The following is a 19,008-nucleotide window of genomic DNA, read 5'->3' on the forward strand; positions in this document are numbered from 1 at the left end:
AACTATGAAAAACACTAAACTGCTACTATACTTTGCAGCCTTTCAGCTACTTATTTCTTGTGGGGATAAGAAGAAGAAAGAAGAAACAACCGAAAATCAAACCGAACAGGCCGCCATAGAAAGAATAACCGTAAAAGGAACACAGTTTTACAAAGGCGACCAACCGTACCATTATGTAGGTACAAACTACTGGTATGGCTCTTTATTAGGAGCTAAGGAAGGCGGAAACCGTGAACGCCTTGCCGAAGAACTGGACATGATGAAAGCCAATGGTATTGATAACCTTCGGATAATGGTGGGTGCAGAATCAGGGGAACAGGATTATACCGTTACCCCTGCGCTACAACCCAAACAGGGGGAGTATAACAACAATCTGCTCGATGGGCTTGACTATCTGCTTAATGAAATGCGCAAAAGGGATATGCGTGCTGTGCTTTACCTTACCAATAATTGGGAATGGAGCGGCGGTATGGCGCAGTACTTAGAGTGGAACGGTAAAGGCAAACTGCCCAACCCTAACATTCCGCCTAACACCTGGCCACAGTTTATGGAATATACCAAGCAGTTTCACAGTTGCGAACCTTGTATGGAAGCATTTAATAACCATATTAAATTTATATTGGGGCGCTCCAATGCTTATAATAACATAAAATATACAGAGGATAATACCATTATGGCATGGCAAGTAGCCAATGAACCAAGAGTATTTACCGCCGATAACGAAGAGAAATTTACCAAATGGCTTACAAATGTAGTAGCACTGATAGATGAACTTGACCCTAACCACCTGATTTCGACAGGAAGCGAAGGCAAAGCAGGCTCGGCAGATGATATTGCTATTTTTGAGCGCACACACAACAACCCGAAAATAGATTACTTAACCATGCATACCTGGCCAAAAAACTGGGGTTGGTATGACCATGCTAATGCGGAACAAACATTACCAAAAGCTATAGACGGAGCAATCAGTTATATTAACGAACACATACAAATAGCACAAAAATTCAGTAAACCGATAGTTTTAGAGGAATTTGGTTTGCCCAGAGCAGGAGAAAGTTTAGACAAAACCTCATCTACCGCAGATAGGGATACTTTTTATAAAGCAATATTTGAAAGACTGGAGCAAAGCGTAAAAAATAACGAGGCATTTGCTGCGGTTAATTTTTGGGGATTTGGCGGTACAGGTAAAAATGACCCTAACGATGGCAAGTGGGACAAAGGTGAAGATTATACTACCGACCCTCCTCAGGAACCGCAAGGGCTAAATTCAGTTTTTGCTTCCGATACTTCAACCCTTACTATAATAAAAGAATACAATCAGAAACTTAATCCGTAAAAGCAGTCTTTACTGTGTATTATTGAATATAGCTGTTAATCATGCGTTAAACGCCTGTACATTTCGGTACTATATTAGTAACTTTATGCTATCGAGATGATTTTTTAATTTAAAAACAATATTACTATGGCTATTGAAAATGAGAAGAACAGAGAGAAAAGCACAATAGAGAGTCAGAATGCTTCGGTAGGAAAAAGCAAGCCCGCCGACACATCGCCATCAAACGATCCGGCAATAATAAACCCTGAAGAATTGGCTACTTTTCCTAAACAGAAAGAAACTAAAAAACCCAACCTTGAAGAAGAGCGCGACAGTCACTTAGCAAACAAGGTAAGATCAGAAGAAAGAAGAGGGCGTAATATAACCAATACAGGCACTATGCCGGATGATGACGGGTTTATGTAAAAATTATATAAGTACAGGAGAAAGGAGCGAAAGCTCCTTTTTTTGATTAATGCTATAATAAATCTTGTATGAAGAAACATAAAAAACGCTGGATTACCATTGGGTCAATAATAGCATTTTTAATCATCGCTAACTTTGCCCTCGAACCTGTTGCCTTGCATTATGCCAACAAAGCGTTGAGCAAACTGGAAGGCTATGAGGGCAGCATAAAAAATATCGACATCCACTTATACCGAGGGGCTTATCGTATAGACTCGTTAGCAATAAACAAAATTGAAAAAGGTAATTCAAAGCCATTTGTTGCTGTAGATGCGATAGATATTTCCATTGAATGGAAATCCTTATTTAAAGGAGCGATTACAGGCGAATTTTATGTGGAACATCCGGTAATCAATTTTATAAAAAGAGGCGATGAAGTTGATACAGGAGGCGATAATGATTTTATACAAACCATAAAAGACCTCTCTCCTACCACCATAAACAGGTTCGAAATAAATAGTGGCGAAATACATTATATTGATTACTCCTCGAGCCCTAATATAGACATAGCTGCTACAAACATACACGCCCTTGCAACCAACCTTACCAATGTAGATAATAAAGACACGGCACTGCCCTCTGATATTATACTTACGGCTAATACCAGCGGTAACGGTCATATAAACAGCAGTATGAAAATTAATGTACTGAAAAAAGTTCCTGATTTTGATTTTAACTTTAAATTGGAAAAAATGGATCTTACCTATCTTAAAGATTTTACGGATGCCTATGCTAAATTTACTTTTAAAAAAGGAACATTTGATGTTACAACAGAGCTGGCAATGGAAGACCGGGAATATACAGGCTATGTAAAGCCCGTTCTGGATAATATCAGAATTATAGACCTTACACCCGATACGGAAAGAGAAAAGAAGCGAGGCTTTTTTAAAAAAGTATGGGAACTTATAGTAGGCGGAACTGTAGCCGTTGTGAAAAACAAACCAAAAGACAGGCTGGCTACCAGAATACCGCTTAAGGGCAACGTTAAGGGTACAGAACCCTTTACATGGACACTCATTATTAACGTACTGCGCAACGGATTTATAAAAGCTTTTGATAATAATATTGAAGGTTCTATTGATTTTAATGATGCAAAAGCAGAAAAAACTTCCGAAAACTAAATGCTGCCAATAACAGAAAACCAAACAATTATGAGCTATATAGAAATAGTAGGTATATTGGCTGCAATTTTTACAACAGTTGCAAATATTCCGCAAGCTATTAAAGTAATACGCACCCGTTCTACAAAAAGCCTTTCGGCAGTAACCTATTCTTTCCTTTTTATGGGTATGGTACTCTGGGTATTATATGGTATTGAGCGCAAGGATATACCCATTATAGTAACCAATTCCATAGCAGGATTACTATGCGGCATCATACTCACCATGAAACTGATTGGGCTCTACAATAACCGAAAGGATATAGAAACCTTTTCAAAATAAAAATAACAAGCATATTAATAAACCTAACGTTTAAGACATTGCCCCTATTACTTTTCAGGTTTCAAATAGTTTTACATAAATTTACCCCATTCGCTTTTGGCAATAATAGTTAACCTATAACTTATATGTATATTAATGCTTTGGGGTTTGCAGTTTGTGCAGCCATTATATTTTTTGCAGGTAAAAAACTGTCTTATTATGGCGACCTTTTAGCAGAACTTACAGGCATGGGCAAAGCCTGGATAGGATTCATACTCATGTCAACAGTAACCTCGCTACCCGAACTTATGGTGGGCATAAGCTCGGTGTCTATAGTAGGGTCTGCCGATTTGGCTGTGGGTAACATTGTAGGTAGTTGTGCCTTCAACTTAGGCATCCTCTCTTTGATGGATGTATTTATGCCCAAAAACAAACCACTTTTCAGCCAGGTATCGCAAAGCCATATACTGGCAGCTTCTTTCGGTATCATACTCATCGTTTTGGTAGGCTTAGGGCTGTATCTGGACGATATTGTCATTTCACCCTCTATGGGACTAATCAGCCTTTCTTTCGGAGTTATTTATTTACTATCCGTGCGCTCTATATACAACTATCAAAAAATACACCCTGTTGAGGAAGTAGCCGAAGCCATTCAGCAATCTCCTGAAATAACTTTGCGAAGCGTAAGCTTAAAGTACGCGGGTTTTGCTTTAATTATTATCGCTACGGCTTTGGCGCTACCTTACTTTGCCGAAAATATTGCAGCCTATACAGGTTTAGGAGAGTCGTTTGTAGGAACGTTGTTTCTTGCAGTTTCTACCTCTTTGCCCGAAATTGCCATATCAATAATAGCCATTCGTACAGGCTCTACAGATATGGCTGTTGGTAATTTATTAGGCAGTAATATCTTTAATGTGTTTATCCTTTTCTTTGGTGATATTTTTTATACAAAAGGACTATTACTAAAAGATGCATCAGACGCCAACCTTATCTCGGTTTTTGCGGTAGTTATCATGACTGCCGTAGCCATAATAGGCTTTATAGCACCGGGACGCAGCAAAAGGATATTTTTAGCATGGGATACATTGGCTATATTGTTATTATATATACTGAATATGATATTATTATATAAATTGTCTTAAATTTATATGGCGGTGTAACAAAATATGCTGCTTAGTAACTAATTAACAGCAATCAAAAAAATATAATATATATGACATCACACGAAATAGATTACGAAATATTTGGCGAAGAAATGCAGTATGTAGAAATAGAGCTCGACCCTCAGGAGGCTGTAGTAGCCGAAGCAGGCAGCTTTATGATGATGGATAACGGCATACAAATGGAAACCATTTTTGGCGATGGTGGTAACCAAAGCCAGGGCGTTATGGGCAAACTGTTCTCGGCAGGTAAGCGTTTGCTTACAGGCGAAAGCCTTTTTATGACGGTTTTTTTAAATCAATACCACGATAAGCGCAAAGTTAGCTTTGCATCGCCCTACCCCGGTAAAATTCTGGCTATAGACCTTACACACTATGGCGGTCGTTTTGTTTGCCAAAAAGATGCTTTTTTATGCGCTGCCAAAGGCGTAACCATAGGCATTGAGTTTTCTAAAAAACTCGGTCGCGGTTTGTTTGGCGGCGAAGGTTTTATTATGCAAAAACTGGAAGGCGACGGTATGGCATTTGTACACGCAGGCGGTACATTAGCTAAAAAAGAACTGGCAGCAGGCGAAATCCTGAAAGTAGATACCGGCTGTATAGTGGGCTTTACGAAAGAGGTAGATTATGATATTGAGTTTGTGGGCGGAATAAAAAACACATTGTTTGGCGGCGAAGGCTTATTCTATGCCACACTGCGCGGTCCGGGCACAGTGTATATACAATCTTTACCATTTAGCAGGCTTGCCGGCAGAATATATGCCTCAGCACCGCAAGGTGGTGGTAACCAGCGTGGCGAGGGCAGTATTTTAGGCGGACTTGGCAACCTGCTGGACGGCGATAATCGATATTAATCTTTTTATTATTACAATATTATACAACAACAGCAGGCAAAAGCCTGCTGTTGTTGTATATGGCATAATAGTGCAAAAACAGTAAAAATGATTTTTCTTAAATTAATTGACATTTGTCAAGTATATCTATTTTGTGCCAGCATAATTTTGTCGCAATAAAAAACCCAAAACCATGAAAAATTTTATTGCTGTTATTTTATGCATCACTGGATGCATTTGTTACGGACAAACCGGTGTAATAAGAGGTAAGGTTATCGACATACAATCGGAAACGCCACTTAGCGGTGCAACGGTAGAGGTTATAGATATGCCAAACGGCACTGCTACTACAGATGAATCGGGTAATTTTAAAATAGAAAACGTACCGTTGGGCAGACAATCGGTATTGGTAACATTTCTTGGTTATGAGGCATTTTTTGTAGGCGATATTGCTGTTACAACAGGTAAGGATGTGCAACTTAGCATAACCATGAATGAATCCTTTGATGAGTTGCAGGAGGTAGTTATTACCGCCGAGAGAGATAAAGTAAAAGCACTGAATAAAATGGCAACTGTATCGGCAAGGCAGTTTAGCCTTGAAGAAGTAAACCGATATGCAGGAGGAAGAAGCGATGTGGCAAGGCTTGCTGCAAATTTTGCAGGAGTCTCTACCGCCGATGACAGCAGGAACGATATAGTGGTGCGCGGTAACTCGCCCACAGGAATGTTGTGGCGCATAGAAGGCATACCTGTGCCAAGCCCTAACCACTTTGCAACCTTTGGCACTACAGGCAGCCCGGTATCAGCATTAAACCCCAACCTGCTTGCTAATTCTGATTTTTTAACATCGGCTTTCCCTGCCGAATACGGAAACGCCATTAGTGGTGTATTTGACCTTAACTTTCGAAAAGGAAATAACGAGGATTATGAATTTATGGCAAGCATCGGAGCTTTTCCCGGGTTGGAGTTTATGGCAGAAGGTCCGCTGGGTAAAAAAGGAGGCTCGTTTATAGGCGCGGCGCGCTATGGCGTGGCAGGTTTTGTGGGCGCGGGCGGTACAAGTGCACAACCTAACTATCGTGATGTTTCTTTTAATATCGATTTTGGTAATTTTTCTTTCGGTAACCTTACACTGTTTGGTATAGGGGGAACATCGGATATTGAGTTTTTAGGAAAAGATGCCGATGAAGATGATCTTTTTGCTGCTGAAGATGAAAACGCTGATGTTTACTCTGCATTTGGAGCTTTCGGGCTTACCCATACCATTACCATCAACGATAAATCATATCTCAGGACTACTGCCGGAGCATCTGTTGCTAAAAGTACTTATGAGCAGGAACGTTTATTTAATTATGGTACTCCTCAGGAAACTCCTTTACTTTTTACTGATGTTGATAATACCGAAAGCCGAATTACATTCTCTACGCTTTTTAATTCTAAAATAAGCCGGAGGTTTACATTAAGAACCGGACTGCTTTATGAAAATTTTTCGTTGGATGCCAACCTTTTTGACAGAGACCGACAGCCCGATAATGATAATGACGGCTACCCTGACTTAACTACTATATACCAAACCGATGGTACCTATGATGTTATACAACCTTATGCGCAGGGGCAGTTTCGACTTACGGAAAAACTTACGCTAAACGGGGGTATTCATGGGCAATATTTCTCAGTAAACGAAGAGTTTGCGATAGAACCAAGAGCTTCATTAACATGGGCTATAAGCCCCATACATTCTGTAAACTTTGGTTACGGAATACACCATCAAAATGTTGCTGCGCCGATACTTTTCCAGAATGCCAATATTAACGGCGAGTTGGTACAAACCAACAGAGATTTAGATTTGGTTCGCAGTACGCACTACGTGATAGGTTATGACGTTAAACTGGCAAAAAAATGGCGTGCCAAAGCCGAAGTATATTATCAGGATATTGCTAAAGCTGCTGTAGAACGGTTCCCGAGCAGCTATTCATCGCTTACCGAAGGATCTGACTTTGGTTTTTCTACCGATAAGCCATCGCTGATAAGCGAAGGGACAGGTTACAACACCGGTATAGAGTTTACCCTTGAAAAGTTTTTTAGCGATGGTTATCACGGGCTTATGACTACCTCTTTGTTTGAAAGTAAATATGAGGGCAGCGATGGTATAGAGCGCAATTCGCCATTTAATAACCAGTATGTTTTTAACCTGCTGGGAGGTAAAGAGTTTAAAATTGGCAGTCAAAAAACAAATGTTTTTTCTATTGATACTAAATTTACTACTGCGGGAGGCAGGTATTATACTCCTGTAGATTTAGCCTCGTCTGTTGCTGCGGGATATGAAATTACAGACGATGTCAGGGCATACAGCGAGCAGTATGATGCCTACCTTCGGTTGGATGTTAAATTCGGGATGAAGTTTAACAGCAAAACCAAAAAACAATCGCACCAGTTTTATATTGATTTACAAAATGTTACAAATAACAAAAATGTGTTTGTAAGGGAATATAACAGGTTAACCAATCGGGTAGATCAGGTCGATCAGATAGGCTTTTTCCCCGATTTCGGGTATAAATTTCAGTTTTAATTGATTCATATTATTTTTATTGATTTGATAAACAATATATACCCACTTAACGCTGTTGTTTAATGACTATTACATAAAAAAATGCTTGAACAGTTAAAGATATTTTCATTACGTTTCTGCGAACTATCAACCGAGGAACTCGGAAAACTTGCTGCGCTGTTTAGCCCAACACCTGTAAAAAGGCTCGACCACCTTTTTACTGAAGGGGACATGATTAATAAATTGTTTTTTATAAGCGATGGTGTTTGTCGCGGATATTACCTGAAAGACGGGACAGAGTGCACTACCAATTTTTATTTCGGTCCTTCAATCATGACAGATCTTATAGCTGTGAGAACAAAAAAACCTTCCTCACTAAACGTCCAGGCTTTAAAAAACTCGCAATGCTATACTGCTGATTTTGAAAATATTGAAGATATTATTTTTAAATATCCAAATGTATATACCATGTTTTTTAAAATGATTGAACATTTGTTTATGGAAAAAACAAAGCGGGAAGTTTCTTTTATATATGACAGCCCCGAAGAAAGGTATATTAAATTATTCAGCGAGCGACCAAAGGTTATTGCAGAGATACCTCAACAATATATAGCTTCATATATTGGTATAAAGCCTGAAACATTAAGCAGAATACGAAAAAAGATACTGTAATACAAAAAACTTAAATAGAGAATAAACGAAACAGCGAGCTTTAGGGCTCGCTGTTTCTACACATCTAAAAAAATTTGAATAAAATACGTTCAGTAATTAATATTTGGGCTGGATTCGCCGGGGGGCAAAATTTTTAAATTCTTTTTCCTAAAAACAAAGAAGCAGGCGGGTCCCGATTAGCAATTCAAGTTTTATTAACGTTCGGGGGGCTATAAAAATGAATCACATTCCCGCCTAGACTTCTTTTTCAGGATTTATCTATATATAAAAATATTATTATGTTTATCTCTTATCCTGATACAAAGTTGGGGAAATGATAAGGTATAGCACAGGTAGAAATTACCTGTTTTATAAAATCAGGTAATTTTACGTGTTTCTAAAAATTGATGAATAAAGTTTAAATAAGGGGTAGTTCTTCTACTTTCATTATGCCCTGTTGTATGGCATATATTACCAAGCCGGCTATGTTTTTTGCCCCTGTTTTTACAAACAGGTTGTTTTTATGCCCCTCGGCAGTACGCTGGGTAATAAAAAGTATATCGCCAATTTCTTTGGCTGTTTTTTGCCTGCAAATCAGGCGCAATACGTCTATCTCCCTTTCAGAGAGTGCCGCATCATCATTTAATATAGGTTTGGGTGTTTTTACGGCTATTTGCCCTCTTAGTACTTCGAGCTGATCTTCCTTAAAATAATAGCCTTGCTTGTGTACCGCCCGTATTACATCTACCAATTCAACGGGAGAGATTCCTTTTGGTAAAAAAGCCGAAACGCCTGTTTTTACCATAAAGCCCATAAATGATTTTTGATAGTGGGATGAAACTACTATAACCTTTATATCAGGATAATTTATTTTGAGGTGTTCGGTAACAGCTATACCATCCATACCATCCATTTTAAGGTCTAAAAGCAGTATTTGCGGAATGGTTTGCCCGGCAAGTTTGTCTAATAATTCATATCCACTGTTGGCTGTAAACAGCACTTGTATATCCTCGGTATTTTGTAAATACGATTGTAGCAGGCTTACTATTAAAGCATCATCATCGGTTATGCCCAGTATAATTTTATCCATTAGCCGTAATTTATGTAGCGGGAACAACAATAAGGGTTGTGGTTCCTTTACCTATAGTTGAGTCAACCCTATATTTGGCATTGAGGTACTGCATACGCAGCTCCATACTATTGAGCCCTAATCCTTTTTTTAAGATTGAGGTATCAAAACCAGCCCCGTTATCTTCTACCAAAAGTGTAAGACAATTGGACGTATGGCGCAAATGGACTTTTACCTCAGCAGCTTTGGCATGCTTAATTATATTAGTCATTAGCTCTTGCACTATGCGTACCATTTGTATTTTAATATTAGCCGATAATGTTTCTTCGAGTCTTACATCGCTAAAATAATCAATTTTAAGCTTTTCGCTCCATGGGTTAAGCAAATCGGCTATCAATTCCTGCAATGGTGTGTGCTCCAGTAAGGGCGGTGTCAGGTCATGCGATATCCTTCGTGCTTCGGCAATACCTTCACCCAGCATTATATCAATCTCGGTAGCAGGTACTCCTACCTGGCTTTTCATTCGTATTACGGTGAGTTTACCTATAAGACTGTCATGCAGGTCAGAGGCTATACGCATACGCTCTTTTTCCTGCGCCTGTAAGTTGGTTTCCAAAAGCTTTTTTTGGTGCTCCAGTTGCAGGCGGGCTTCGCGCAGGTTAGCCTCTGTCATTCGCTTATAGCCGGCATGCATTATTTTAACCACAAAAAGTAATATGGTAAAAATAAGTACCATTGCAATTGCAATCCATAACGCGATTACTTTCGGATCCTGCCATTTCTCCATATTTCACTTATTAAAAAACCATAAAAAATAACTACTAATATTAAGTTACATGCCCAAAAATAGAATTTTATACCACTTGCTTCATTTACTAAGAAATTAAAGGGTAAAAAAATTAAAGTATTTAGGGTAAAGAAAACTAATACCACTATATTTAACCTAAAATTATCCCATCTTGATTCCTTAAAGCTATTCATCTTTTCATATAGAAATGTAAGTGCTAATAAAATAATAATAAAATTATCTACTACTTTAGCGTAGGGTTGAAATTGTTCAGGTTTAGTATCATTTATAATAAAATAATATACTATTTCACCTATAATATAGATTGTCCCTAAGTAACCAGTAAAGATTAATATCTTATTTTTTTTAGAAAAAAGATAGTTTCTATATAGCAGTACAAAGACAAAAAGCTCTATCAGGCTATATACCAGAAGCATTATTTGATTATTAAAATAAAAATATTTTAATAATCTGCTTACAATGTCAACTATTAACATTGCAAGCAGATAAAAAAATATAGTTTTATGCAATCTGTCTATATACCTATAAGAAACTATACCAATAATTAAGCCTGTTGTAAGAAATATAGGGTAAAATTTCGGTAAATATTGGAGAATCTCAATAAACTTCATTAATCAGGATTATAACTGCAATAGGTAGAAGCTCTCAACAGATGCTGATGCACTAAATGGAGGAACTGGTTCTACATAATCATCATAAAAAACCCTGGTTTCATCTTTGTTGGTTACTACCAAATCGGCAATAGCGTGCCCAAACGGGTCATCAAGGTTGGCGCGAAGTGCGAAGTTAACCTGAGAGTCCGGCATTTCGAAATCTTCTGCATCAATTTTAAATGCTAAAAATATACCATCCGCAGTTTCGGCTTGTTTCGGCACCCATGTTTTATAATGATTATTCCATCGTTCCATTCTGTGTTTTGCCTCTCCTTCGGGTATTCTGCCCCCGCCTAAACTCCAAAAGACGGGGCTAACACTTACATATTGCGATATATCTTTTGCATACGCTTCATTATCATATTGGCTGGGTATCAGCATAAAAATCAAGCTATCATTATATATACCGGGGTAGGCATGTATATCTTCGGTAATTTCTGTAGAGCTACTCGCACTATAGTTAGATATATCAAAAAAGAAGCAATTTCCTTGCTCAAAATAAGTTACAAGAGCCTTACCGTCTCTGCTTATATTTTTCCAGTTGTTTATACTGTCGCTAATAGCTTGGTTTGTTAGGGTAAATGGTCTTTGTGTCATAATTGTGTTGATTTGGGTTAATAAATATGTGTGCTTGTATAGTATGAGCAAATATAAGAAGGTATTAACAAATGTACACACCAAGATTTAGATTATAACTAAAATATAAAGTACTATAACTTAAAGAGCGTTTTAATAATTAGGATAAATCATAGTCTTAAAAGGAGTACAAATACAATATTATTTAAATAATTATTTTAACTAAATAATAAATTTGGTATTGTAAAAAAAAAGACGCCTTTTTAGGCGCCTTTCACTAATATTAGAATATTTAAACGTATTTGCTGTTACAGAACTTCATGTTTAATTCCGTAAAGTGGCACTGCACCAGACCCGCTTTGGTTGTTTGCTCCTGCAAATGTTCCTGTTTTAATAGAGCCAGTAGGAACGTTAACTTCCCAGAAACTACCATCCTTGTCAGCTCCTGTACCCTTGTCACTCCATATTAAATTGCCAACTTGTGCTTCTTCAACCAAGTCTTCTCGTAAACAAACTACTGCCGCGTTGTCTGGTTTATTATACCCAGCAACACATAGTATGCCCATAGCTACGTACCCATCCGGAGCAATTGGTTCCCAAAAAGAACCATCCATATCGGCACCAGAACCTTTATCTGTGTAAATTAATTTATAATCTACCGGATGCTCTAAAACATTATCCTGAATGTCTTTAACAACAACTAATGAACCTGACGGAGAGCCGTAATTTGACTGTCCGTAAGAGCCAATAGAATGAAAACCAATCGGAATATCTATAGGGTTGTAAAAAGCGCCATCCATATCGCCGCCACTACCTTTGTCCGACCATGCTAATTTGAAAGAATTAACAATGCTAATTTTAATTTTTGCCATTTTTGTTTAGTTTATTTTTTAGTTATTATTTAACAGATACTCAAAGTATCATTTTTGTAATTAAGCTAATTGTAGCTACTCAATCGAATTTGTACTTATAATTACTTTTCAAATGTCAAATAAAAAAACCACTTTTGTCTGCGTATAATTACCTGATTTTAAATTATGTATAAATACTTATTTGTAAAGCACAGCCTATATTTAAATATCCTATTACATCAATTACTTATACAATGAAGAATTTATTTAAAATTGGTTTGTGTTTATAAATAATGGTTGTATATTTGCACCACAAACATCGCGGGATAGAGCAGTAGGTAGCTCGTCGGGCTCATAACCCGAAGGTCACAGGTTCGAGTCCTGTTCCCGCTACTAAGAAAACCCATCAGTAAAACTGGTGGGTTTTTTATTATACCCCCGTAAAGAATTCTGTGTATTTTTATACCGTAATTTTTTATACATGGCATTATATATAGTTTTAGGATTGTTATTGTTATTAGGGATTTATTTCTTTAAAGAATCCAAACGCCGGGTAGCACAGCCTTTTCCTGAAAAATGGCATGACTTGTTATTGGATAATGTGCTGTTTTATAGCAAGCTCCCCAAACAAAAGCAAATCGTTTTTCAAAAGCGTATGATGAAATTCCTGAGTGAGGTATATATTGACGGGGTACAGTTTGAAATAACAGATTTGGATAAAATCTTCGTTGCATCCAGTGCCGTAATACCTGTTTTTGGTTTTGACGAATGGCATTACTACAATTTAAGCGGAATTATACTGTATCCTGATCATTTTAATGAAGACCTTGAATTTGCCGACAATGTTGACTCGCGCCATGTTGGCGGACTGGTAGGTAGTGGCAGGTTTGAAAAACAAATGATTTTATCCCGAAAAGCACTCCATCAGGGTTTTACAAACACTACCGACAAAAACAATACGGGTATTCACGAATTTGTGCATTTAATTGACAAAATGGACGGGAATGTTGACGGAGTACCCCAAATATTATTGGGACACCAATATACCATCCCCTGGCTAAACCTTATTCATAAAAAAATGGAAGCCATAAACAATGATAAATCAGATATACGGGCATATGGAGGAACTAAACAAGCTGAGTTTTTTGCTGTAGCTTCAGAATATTTTTTTGAACGACCCCATTTATTCAGAAGAAAGCATCCTGAGCTGTATAAAATGATGAAAGCATGCTTTCGCCAAAAAGTAAAATCTGAATAATTATTTTAGCAAAAAAAGGTTCTGAAAACAAAATACGGCTATTAAACGTATCTTTTCATTACCTTTGCAGTATATTTTAACCTCTCATTCGAGAGGTTTTTTAATTTCCATACTATGGCACATAAAGCAGGTTTTGTAAATATTATAGGCAACCCCAACGTGGGCAAGAGTACCCTTATGAATGCGTTTGTGGGCGAACGCCTTTCTATCATTACCAGTAAGGCACAAACCACACGCCACCGCATACTGGGTATTGTGAATGGTGAAGATTTTCAGGTAGTACTGTCAGACACTCCGGGTATTATTAAGCCTGCCTATGAGTTACAATCTAATATGATGGATTTTGTAAAATCGGCATTTGAAGATGCTGATATACTAATCTATATGGTCGAGATTGGCGAGAAAGAACTTAAAGACGAAGCCTTCTTTAATAAAATAATTCATTCTAAAATACCGGTGCTGCTCTTATTAAACAAGATAGACAAATCCGGCCAGGAGCAACTGGAAGAGCAGGTACAGCTATGGCAGGAAAAAGTACCCAATGCTGAACTTTACCCCATATCGGCACTCGAAAACTTTAATGTAAAAGAAGTTTTTAACCGTATTATTGAGCTATTACCCGAATCGCCGCCATTTTACCCGAAAGATGCCCTGACCGATAAACCGGAACGCTTTTTTGTAAACGAAACCATACGCGAAAAAATATTGCTTAATTACGAAAAAGAAATACCCTATGCTGTAGAGATAGAAACAGAGGAATTTTTGGAAGATGATGACATTATTCGCATCCGTGCCGTAATTATGGTAGAGCGCGATACTCAAAAAGGAATTATAATAGGGCACAAAGGCGCTGCCATAAAAAAAGTGGGCATACAGGCTCGCGAAGACCTCGAAAAATTCTTTGGCAAACAAATACATATCGAAATGTTTGTAAAGGTTAATAAAAACTGGAGGAGCAACCCATATCAACTGAAACGTTTTGGGTACAATAATAATAAATAGTCTTATAAGTAAATAGGAAAAAGCCAATAGCCAATAGCTATTACTGCACGCTATTAATTAACTAATGGCTAATGCCTTATGGCTAATCACTTTTTATACTTACTTTTGCAAAAAATTTAAAACAAGTTAATGAATAATATCGTAGCCATAGTAGGACGCCCCAATGTAGGCAAATCAACTTTTTTTAACCGACTGATACAACGCAGGGAAGCTATTGTAGATTCCGTTAGCGGAGTTACGCGCGACAGGAACTATGGTAAAAGCGAGTGGAATGGTAAAGAATTCTCGGTTATTGATACCGGAGGGTATATAAAAGGGTCTGATGATGTATTCGAAGGCGAAATACGCAGGCAGGTAGAGCTTGCTATAGATGAGGCAGATGTTATTATATTTTTAGTAGATGTAGAAGAAGGTATTACCCCAATGGATGAGGAGGTTGCAAAACTGCTTCGAAAAGTAACCAAGCCCGTACTGCTTGCCGTAAATAAAGTTGATAACGCTATGCGCGAAAAAGATGCTATAGAGTTTTACAATTTAGGGCTGGGCGATTACTATACTTTTGCCGGAATGAGCGGTTCGGGCACAGGAGATTTACTGGATGCACTTGTAGAATTGTTGCCCAATGCACAAGAGCCTGACGAAAATGCCGAAGAGCTTCCGCGCTTTGCAGTAGTAGGGCGTCCCAATGCCGGTAAATCATCATTTATCAATGCACTTATTGGCGAAGACCGTTTTGTGGTTACTGATATTGCAGGCACTACCCGCGATGCTATAGATACTACCTACAACCGTTTTGGGTTTGAATTTAAATTGGTAGATACCGCAGGAATACGCCGTAAAGCTAAGGTAAAGGAAGATTTAGAATTTTACTCGGTAATGCGCTCCGTAAGAGCCATAGAGCATAGTGATATATGTATCTTAGTTATAGATGCCACTCGCGGATTTGAAGGTCAGGACCAAAGTATATTTTGGCTTGCTGAAAAAAACCGTAAAGGGGTAGTTATATTGGTTAACAAATGGGACTTGGTAGAAAAAGACACGATGAGCACACGAAATTATGAGCTCAAAATCAGAGAGGAACTGCAGCCTTTTACCGATGTGCCGATATTGTTCGTTTCTGCAATAACCAAACAGCGTTTGCTGAAAGCATTAGAAACTGCTGTTGAGGTTTTTGAAAACAGAAAACAGCGTATTGCTACCTCTAAACTTAACGAAATTATGTTGCCTATTATAGAGCAAAACCCACCACCGGCACTAAAAGGTAAATATGTAAAAATAAAATTCTGTATGCAGTTGCCCACCCCCACTCCACAGTTTGTATTTTTCTGCAACCTGCCACAGTATGTAAAAGAACCGTATAAACGTTTCCTTGAAAACAAGATGCGGGATATATTTAACCTATCAGGTGTACCGATAGATATCTATTTCCGTCAGAAATAATATAAAAAACCGAAGTTTACACTTCGGTTTTTTTGTTAATGTTTTATCTCCGTAACTCATAAACTTGCATTTTATATACTAAAGCGGTTATTTCGCAGTTTATAAGAGTAACCTTACTTAACCAACTAATAATATATTCATGCAAAAAGGCTTAACCCTCCTTCTATTACTATGCACGGCTTTATGCTTTAGTCAAAATGTAACGCTGAAAGGCAAAGTAACCGACCCTGATAATTTACCTCTCGAATCTGCTACCGTTTATCTCACTTCCGTTAAAGACTCTACGGTTATAGACTATACCCTAACTGACAAAAGCGGGAATTGGGAAATGAGGGCAAGAGTTAAAGATGAGCCTACAGACTTAAAAATATCTTTTATTGGTTTTACCGACTACAAACAACGGCTGGAAAAAATAACCGAAGATAAAGACTTTGGTACATTTAAAATGGCAGATAAATCTACCCAACTGAATGAGGTAGTAATAGAAAGTGAAGTACCTCCCATAAGGATGAAATCGGATACATTAGAGTTTAATGCATCCTCATTTAAAGTACGACCGGATGCCAATGTAGAAGCCCTGATAAAACAACTGCCGGGGGTAGAAATTGACAGCGAGGGTAAGATAACCGTAAACGGGAAAGAAGTAAACCAGATACTGGTAAACGGAAAACCATTTTTTGATAAAGACGGAAAAATTGCCTTGCAAAACCTGCCTGCCGAAATTATAGAAAAAGTACAGGTAAGCGATACTAAAACAAAAAAAGAAGAACTGACAGGGCAAGCGGCAAGCGGCAACAATGCCAGTATAAACCTAACCATACAGGAGGATAAAAACAAAGGATTATTCGGTAAGTTTATGGGAGGCTACGGTACTGATGAAAGGTATGAAAGCAGTGGCTTGATAAACTATTTTAAAGACAAACGAAAGATAAGCGTACTGGCTTCCAGCAACAACATTAACGCTTCGGGGTTTTCTATGAATGAAATATTCGACAATATGGGCGGCGGGCGTAACAGTAATACCTACAACATTATTAATGGCGCACGGAATAACGGCAGTGGTATTACCATATCGAACATGGTTGGGCTTAATTATGCGGATGAATGGATTAAAAATTTGGAGTCTAACCTGAGTTATTTTTATACCAGTGCCGATACTGAAAACAGAAACAGAACAAAACAGATTACTTACCTTACGGACAGCAACGGTGTTACCGGAAATAGTTTAATAACCGAATCGTCATCAACAACTGATAACGAACAATATGCGCATAACTTCAACACCCAGTTTGAGTTTAAAATTGACTCTACCTCTACTATTTATTTCGACCCGAAATTTAGCTTGGCAAATTCTAAGAACAGGAATACTTCGCAGGAGTCAACCCGCAACCAGGATGATATACTTCTTAATGAAAGTAACGGTTCTACTTTTTCTGAAAACGATAATAAGGGTTACAGCAGCTCATTAGATTATAATAAATCGTTTGGTAAAAAAGGGCGTTACCTGAATGTAGGATTTAATAATGACAACACAATTGATGAAGGTGCTAACTTTAATAACTCAATAACTACGTTTTATGACAATGAAACGGGAGAGGTAACTAATGATAACCGGGACCAGGTGCGCTATAACAGGCAGTTGAGCGACAGGTATACTATTGAATTAGAATATTCCGAACCTATTACCGATTCGCTGAAAATAATAACAGCGATAGATTATAGAATAGCGCGGGATATAGAAGACCGAGATGGTTTTAACTTTGAACCGGAAACCGATGCATATACCCGCAGAAACGACTCGCTTACCAATTATTTGGCGTCCGATATAAATACCGTTACTCCTACGATAGGAATAACATTAAACAAAAATAAATACTATTTGAGCATTTCGGGAGGAACAGCCATTACAGATTTTAATAATAACGGAAGCTACAGAGGTAATGATTATACTGTAAAGAAAAACTATATATTACCCAATATTGATGCAAACTTTAACTACAGGTTTACAAAAACAAAATCAGTGTATATGGGTTATGGCTATGATGTAGATTTTCCGCAAGCCAGACAGGTACTGCCTATAGAAGACGTTAGCAACGCACTGTTTACCCAAACGGGTAATCCTGATTTAGACCCTAATAAAAGTCATTTTCTGTACATGAATTATAGAAATTTTGATTATGCCACACGTTCCGGCTATAGTTTTTACGGAGGGGGCAATTTTTATGACAGCAGGATAGTAGCTACTACCGAGATTAGTAATACTGCCAAGCGTACAACCACTTATACCAATATATCAGGAACCTATAATACTTGGTTTGGGGGTAACTGGAGTAAGTCGGTAAAAGGAGAAGGACATACATACCGTTATAATATAGGGATTAACGGTAATTTTAATTTAGATAAAGGTTTTACAAATGGCGAAGCCTATGAAGCAAAACAAATAAGGATTTCCCCCCGTGTAAACTTTACTTGGGAGTATGGCGATTTACTTACCGTTAACCCCTCATACAACTTTAGTTATAATGAAACGAATTATACCAACTATACGATAGATGCAAACAATTATACCACGCACAGGTTGAATTTAGAAACCACATCGCGCTGGCCTAACCATTTTGTATTTGGTAACGACTTCGGGTACACCTACAATTCTAACTTGGGCGATGGGTTTAAAAAAGATTTTTACCTATGGAATACCAGCCTTGGGTATAACTTTTTAAATGAAAAGTTACTGTTTAAAGTAAAGGTTTATGATATACTGAACCAAAACTTAGGCACTTCCAGAACCATCACACCTACCTCTGTTTACGACCAGGAAAACATTGTACTGAAACGATATGTAATGTTCTCGCTTACCTATAAAATCGAGAAATTCGGAGGAAAGAAAAAAGATGATGACGCACACCGTATTTGGTGGTTTTAACACATAAAAAAGGGGCAACCTCAAAAGTGTCATTC

At 37.8% G+C, this 19,008-nt stretch carries 17 protein-coding genes and 1 tRNA gene; 13 read left to right on the forward strand and 5 right to left on the reverse strand.

Going from position 1 to position 19,008, the window contains the following annotated elements:
* The first annotated feature begins 4 nt into the window (after positions 1 to 4).
* The 8 genes from E0W68_RS04320 (at position 5) to E0W68_RS04355 (ending at position 8,414) form a co-directional block, all read left to right on the forward strand.
* Positions 5 to 1,336 carry a glycoside hydrolase 5 family protein gene (locus E0W68_RS04320; protein ID WP_135218177.1) on the forward strand — a complete coding sequence of 444 codons (1,332 nt, stop codon included), beginning with the start codon at positions 5 to 7 and terminating at the stop codon, positions 1,334 to 1,336.
* 126 nt (positions 1,337 to 1,462) lie between these two features.
* Positions 1,463 to 1,741: a hypothetical protein gene (locus E0W68_RS04325; RefSeq protein WP_135218178.1), complete on the forward strand. Its 279-nt coding sequence runs from the start codon at positions 1,463 to 1,465 to the stop codon at positions 1,739 to 1,741.
* A gap of 68 nt (positions 1,742 to 1,809) precedes the next feature.
* Entirely contained in the window at positions 1,810 to 2,901 is a 1,092-nt protein-coding gene (locus E0W68_RS04330) for a DUF748 domain-containing protein (RefSeq protein WP_135218179.1), read from the forward strand.
* 30 nt (positions 2,902 to 2,931) lie between these two features.
* A complete protein-coding gene (locus E0W68_RS04335) occupies positions 2,932 to 3,222 on the forward strand; it encodes a SemiSWEET family sugar transporter (protein ID WP_162845799.1) in 291 nt (96 codons plus the stop codon).
* Between the two features lie 125 nt (positions 3,223 to 3,347).
* Positions 3,348 to 4,343 carry a sodium:calcium antiporter gene (locus tag E0W68_RS04340; protein WP_135218181.1) on the forward strand — a complete coding sequence of 332 codons (996 nt, stop codon included), beginning with the start codon at positions 3,348 to 3,350 and terminating at the stop codon, positions 4,341 to 4,343.
* Positions 4,344 to 4,414: 71 nt separating this feature from the next.
* Positions 4,415 to 5,215: a TIGR00266 family protein gene (locus E0W68_RS04345; RefSeq protein WP_135218182.1), complete on the forward strand. Its 801-nt coding sequence runs from the start codon at positions 4,415 to 4,417 to the stop codon at positions 5,213 to 5,215.
* Positions 5,216 to 5,387: 172 nt separating this feature from the next.
* On the forward strand, positions 5,388 to 7,763 hold the full coding sequence (locus E0W68_RS04350) for a TonB-dependent receptor (protein WP_135218183.1): 2,376 nt from the start codon (positions 5,388 to 5,390) through the stop codon (positions 7,761 to 7,763).
* 81 nt (positions 7,764 to 7,844) lie between these two features.
* Complete coding sequence (locus E0W68_RS04355) at positions 7,845 to 8,414, forward strand: Crp/Fnr family transcriptional regulator (RefSeq protein ID WP_135218184.1); 570 nt, start codon at positions 7,845 to 7,847, stop codon at positions 8,412 to 8,414.
* Between the two features lie 397 nt (positions 8,415 to 8,811).
* Here the strand turns inward: E0W68_RS04355 and E0W68_RS04360 are convergent, their stop codons facing one another.
* The 5 genes from E0W68_RS04360 to E0W68_RS04380 form a co-directional block, all read right to left on the reverse strand.
* Positions 8,812 to 9,483, reverse strand: a complete 672-nt coding sequence (locus tag E0W68_RS04360; RefSeq protein ID WP_135218185.1) for a response regulator transcription factor — start codon at positions 9,481 to 9,483, stop codon at positions 8,812 to 8,814.
* Between the two features lie 10 nt (positions 9,484 to 9,493).
* Complete coding sequence (locus E0W68_RS04365; RefSeq protein WP_135218186.1) at positions 9,494 to 10,249, reverse strand: sensor histidine kinase; 756 nt, start codon at positions 10,247 to 10,249, stop codon at positions 9,494 to 9,496.
* Entirely contained in the window at positions 10,222 to 10,881 is a 660-nt protein-coding gene (locus E0W68_RS04370; protein WP_135218187.1) for a hypothetical protein, read from the reverse strand. Before E0W68_RS04370 ends, E0W68_RS04365 begins: the two co-directional genes overlap by 28 nt.
* A gap of 9 nt (positions 10,882 to 10,890) precedes the next feature.
* Positions 10,891 to 11,520: a hypothetical protein gene (locus E0W68_RS04375; protein WP_135218188.1), complete on the reverse strand. Its 630-nt coding sequence runs from the start codon at positions 11,518 to 11,520 to the stop codon at positions 10,891 to 10,893.
* Positions 11,521 to 11,807: 287 nt separating this feature from the next.
* Positions 11,808 to 12,371: a Vps62-related protein gene (locus E0W68_RS04380; RefSeq protein ID WP_135218189.1), complete on the reverse strand. Its 564-nt coding sequence runs from the start codon at positions 12,369 to 12,371 to the stop codon at positions 11,808 to 11,810.
* 299 nt (positions 12,372 to 12,670) lie between these two features.
* Between E0W68_RS04380 and E0W68_RS04385 the strand changes: the two genes are divergently transcribed.
* The 5 genes from E0W68_RS04385 (at position 12,671) to E0W68_RS04405 (ending at position 18,973) form a co-directional block, all read left to right on the forward strand.
* Positions 12,671 to 12,743 (forward strand) — tRNA-Met (locus E0W68_RS04385).
* An 88-nt stretch (positions 12,744 to 12,831) separates the two neighbouring features.
* Positions 12,832 to 13,608, forward strand: a complete 777-nt coding sequence (locus tag E0W68_RS04390; protein WP_135218190.1) for a M90 family metallopeptidase — start codon at positions 12,832 to 12,834, stop codon at positions 13,606 to 13,608.
* A gap of 114 nt (positions 13,609 to 13,722) precedes the next feature.
* Complete coding sequence (gene era / locus E0W68_RS04395) at positions 13,723 to 14,610, forward strand: GTPase Era (protein ID WP_135218191.1); 888 nt, start codon at positions 13,723 to 13,725, stop codon at positions 14,608 to 14,610.
* Between the two features lie 129 nt (positions 14,611 to 14,739).
* A complete protein-coding gene (der, locus tag E0W68_RS04400) occupies positions 14,740 to 16,050 on the forward strand; it encodes a ribosome biogenesis GTPase Der (RefSeq protein WP_135218192.1) in 1,311 nt (436 codons plus the stop codon).
* Positions 16,051 to 16,189: 139 nt separating this feature from the next.
* Complete coding sequence (locus E0W68_RS04405) at positions 16,190 to 18,973, forward strand: outer membrane beta-barrel protein (RefSeq protein WP_135218193.1); 2,784 nt, start codon at positions 16,190 to 16,192, stop codon at positions 18,971 to 18,973.
* Positions 18,974 to 19,008: the final 35 nt, after the last annotated feature.

The organism is Flavobacterium salilacus subsp. salilacus (assembly GCF_004634195.1).
Lineage (GTDB): Bacteria > Bacteroidota > Bacteroidia > Flavobacteriales > Flavobacteriaceae > Flavobacterium > Flavobacterium salilacus.

Coding starts and splice junctions, on each gene's coding strand:
- der (WP_135218192.1), top strand. CDS start 14,740: ATGAATAATATCGTAGCCATAGTAGGACGCCCCAATGTAGGCAAATCA.
- E0W68_RS04360 (WP_135218185.1), bottom strand. CDS start 9,483: ATGGATAAAATTATACTGGGCATAACCGATGATGATGCTTTAATAGTA.
- E0W68_RS04320 (WP_135218177.1), top strand. CDS start 5: ATGAAAAACACTAAACTGCTACTATACTTTGCAGCCTTTCAGCTACTT.
- E0W68_RS04390 (WP_135218190.1), top strand. CDS start 12,832: ATGGCATTATATATAGTTTTAGGATTGTTATTGTTATTAGGGATTTAT.
- E0W68_RS04350 (WP_135218183.1), top strand. CDS start 5,388: ATGAAAAATTTTATTGCTGTTATTTTATGCATCACTGGATGCATTTGT.
- E0W68_RS04340 (WP_135218181.1), top strand. CDS start 3,348: ATGTATATTAATGCTTTGGGGTTTGCAGTTTGTGCAGCCATTATATTT.
- E0W68_RS04380 (WP_135218189.1), bottom strand. CDS start 12,371: ATGGCAAAAATTAAAATTAGCATTGTTAATTCTTTCAAATTAGCATGG.
- E0W68_RS04365 (WP_135218186.1), bottom strand. CDS start 10,249: ATGGAGAAATGGCAGGATCCGAAAGTAATCGCGTTATGGATTGCAATT.
- E0W68_RS04345 (WP_135218182.1), top strand. CDS start 4,415: ATGACATCACACGAAATAGATTACGAAATATTTGGCGAAGAAATGCAG.
- E0W68_RS04355 (WP_135218184.1), top strand. CDS start 7,845: ATGCTTGAACAGTTAAAGATATTTTCATTACGTTTCTGCGAACTATCA.
- E0W68_RS04335 (WP_162845799.1), top strand. CDS start 2,932: ATGAGCTATATAGAAATAGTAGGTATATTGGCTGCAATTTTTACAACA.
- era (WP_135218191.1), top strand. CDS start 13,723: ATGGCACATAAAGCAGGTTTTGTAAATATTATAGGCAACCCCAACGTG.
- E0W68_RS04370 (WP_135218187.1), bottom strand. CDS start 10,881: ATGAAGTTTATTGAGATTCTCCAATATTTACCGAAATTTTACCCTATA.
- E0W68_RS04405 (WP_135218193.1), top strand. CDS start 16,190: ATGCAAAAAGGCTTAACCCTCCTTCTATTACTATGCACGGCTTTATGC.
- E0W68_RS04325 (WP_135218178.1), top strand. CDS start 1,463: ATGGCTATTGAAAATGAGAAGAACAGAGAGAAAAGCACAATAGAGAGT.
- E0W68_RS04375 (WP_135218188.1), bottom strand. CDS start 11,520: ATGACACAAAGACCATTTACCCTAACAAACCAAGCTATTAGCGACAGT.
- E0W68_RS04330 (WP_135218179.1), top strand. CDS start 1,810: ATGAAGAAACATAAAAAACGCTGGATTACCATTGGGTCAATAATAGCA.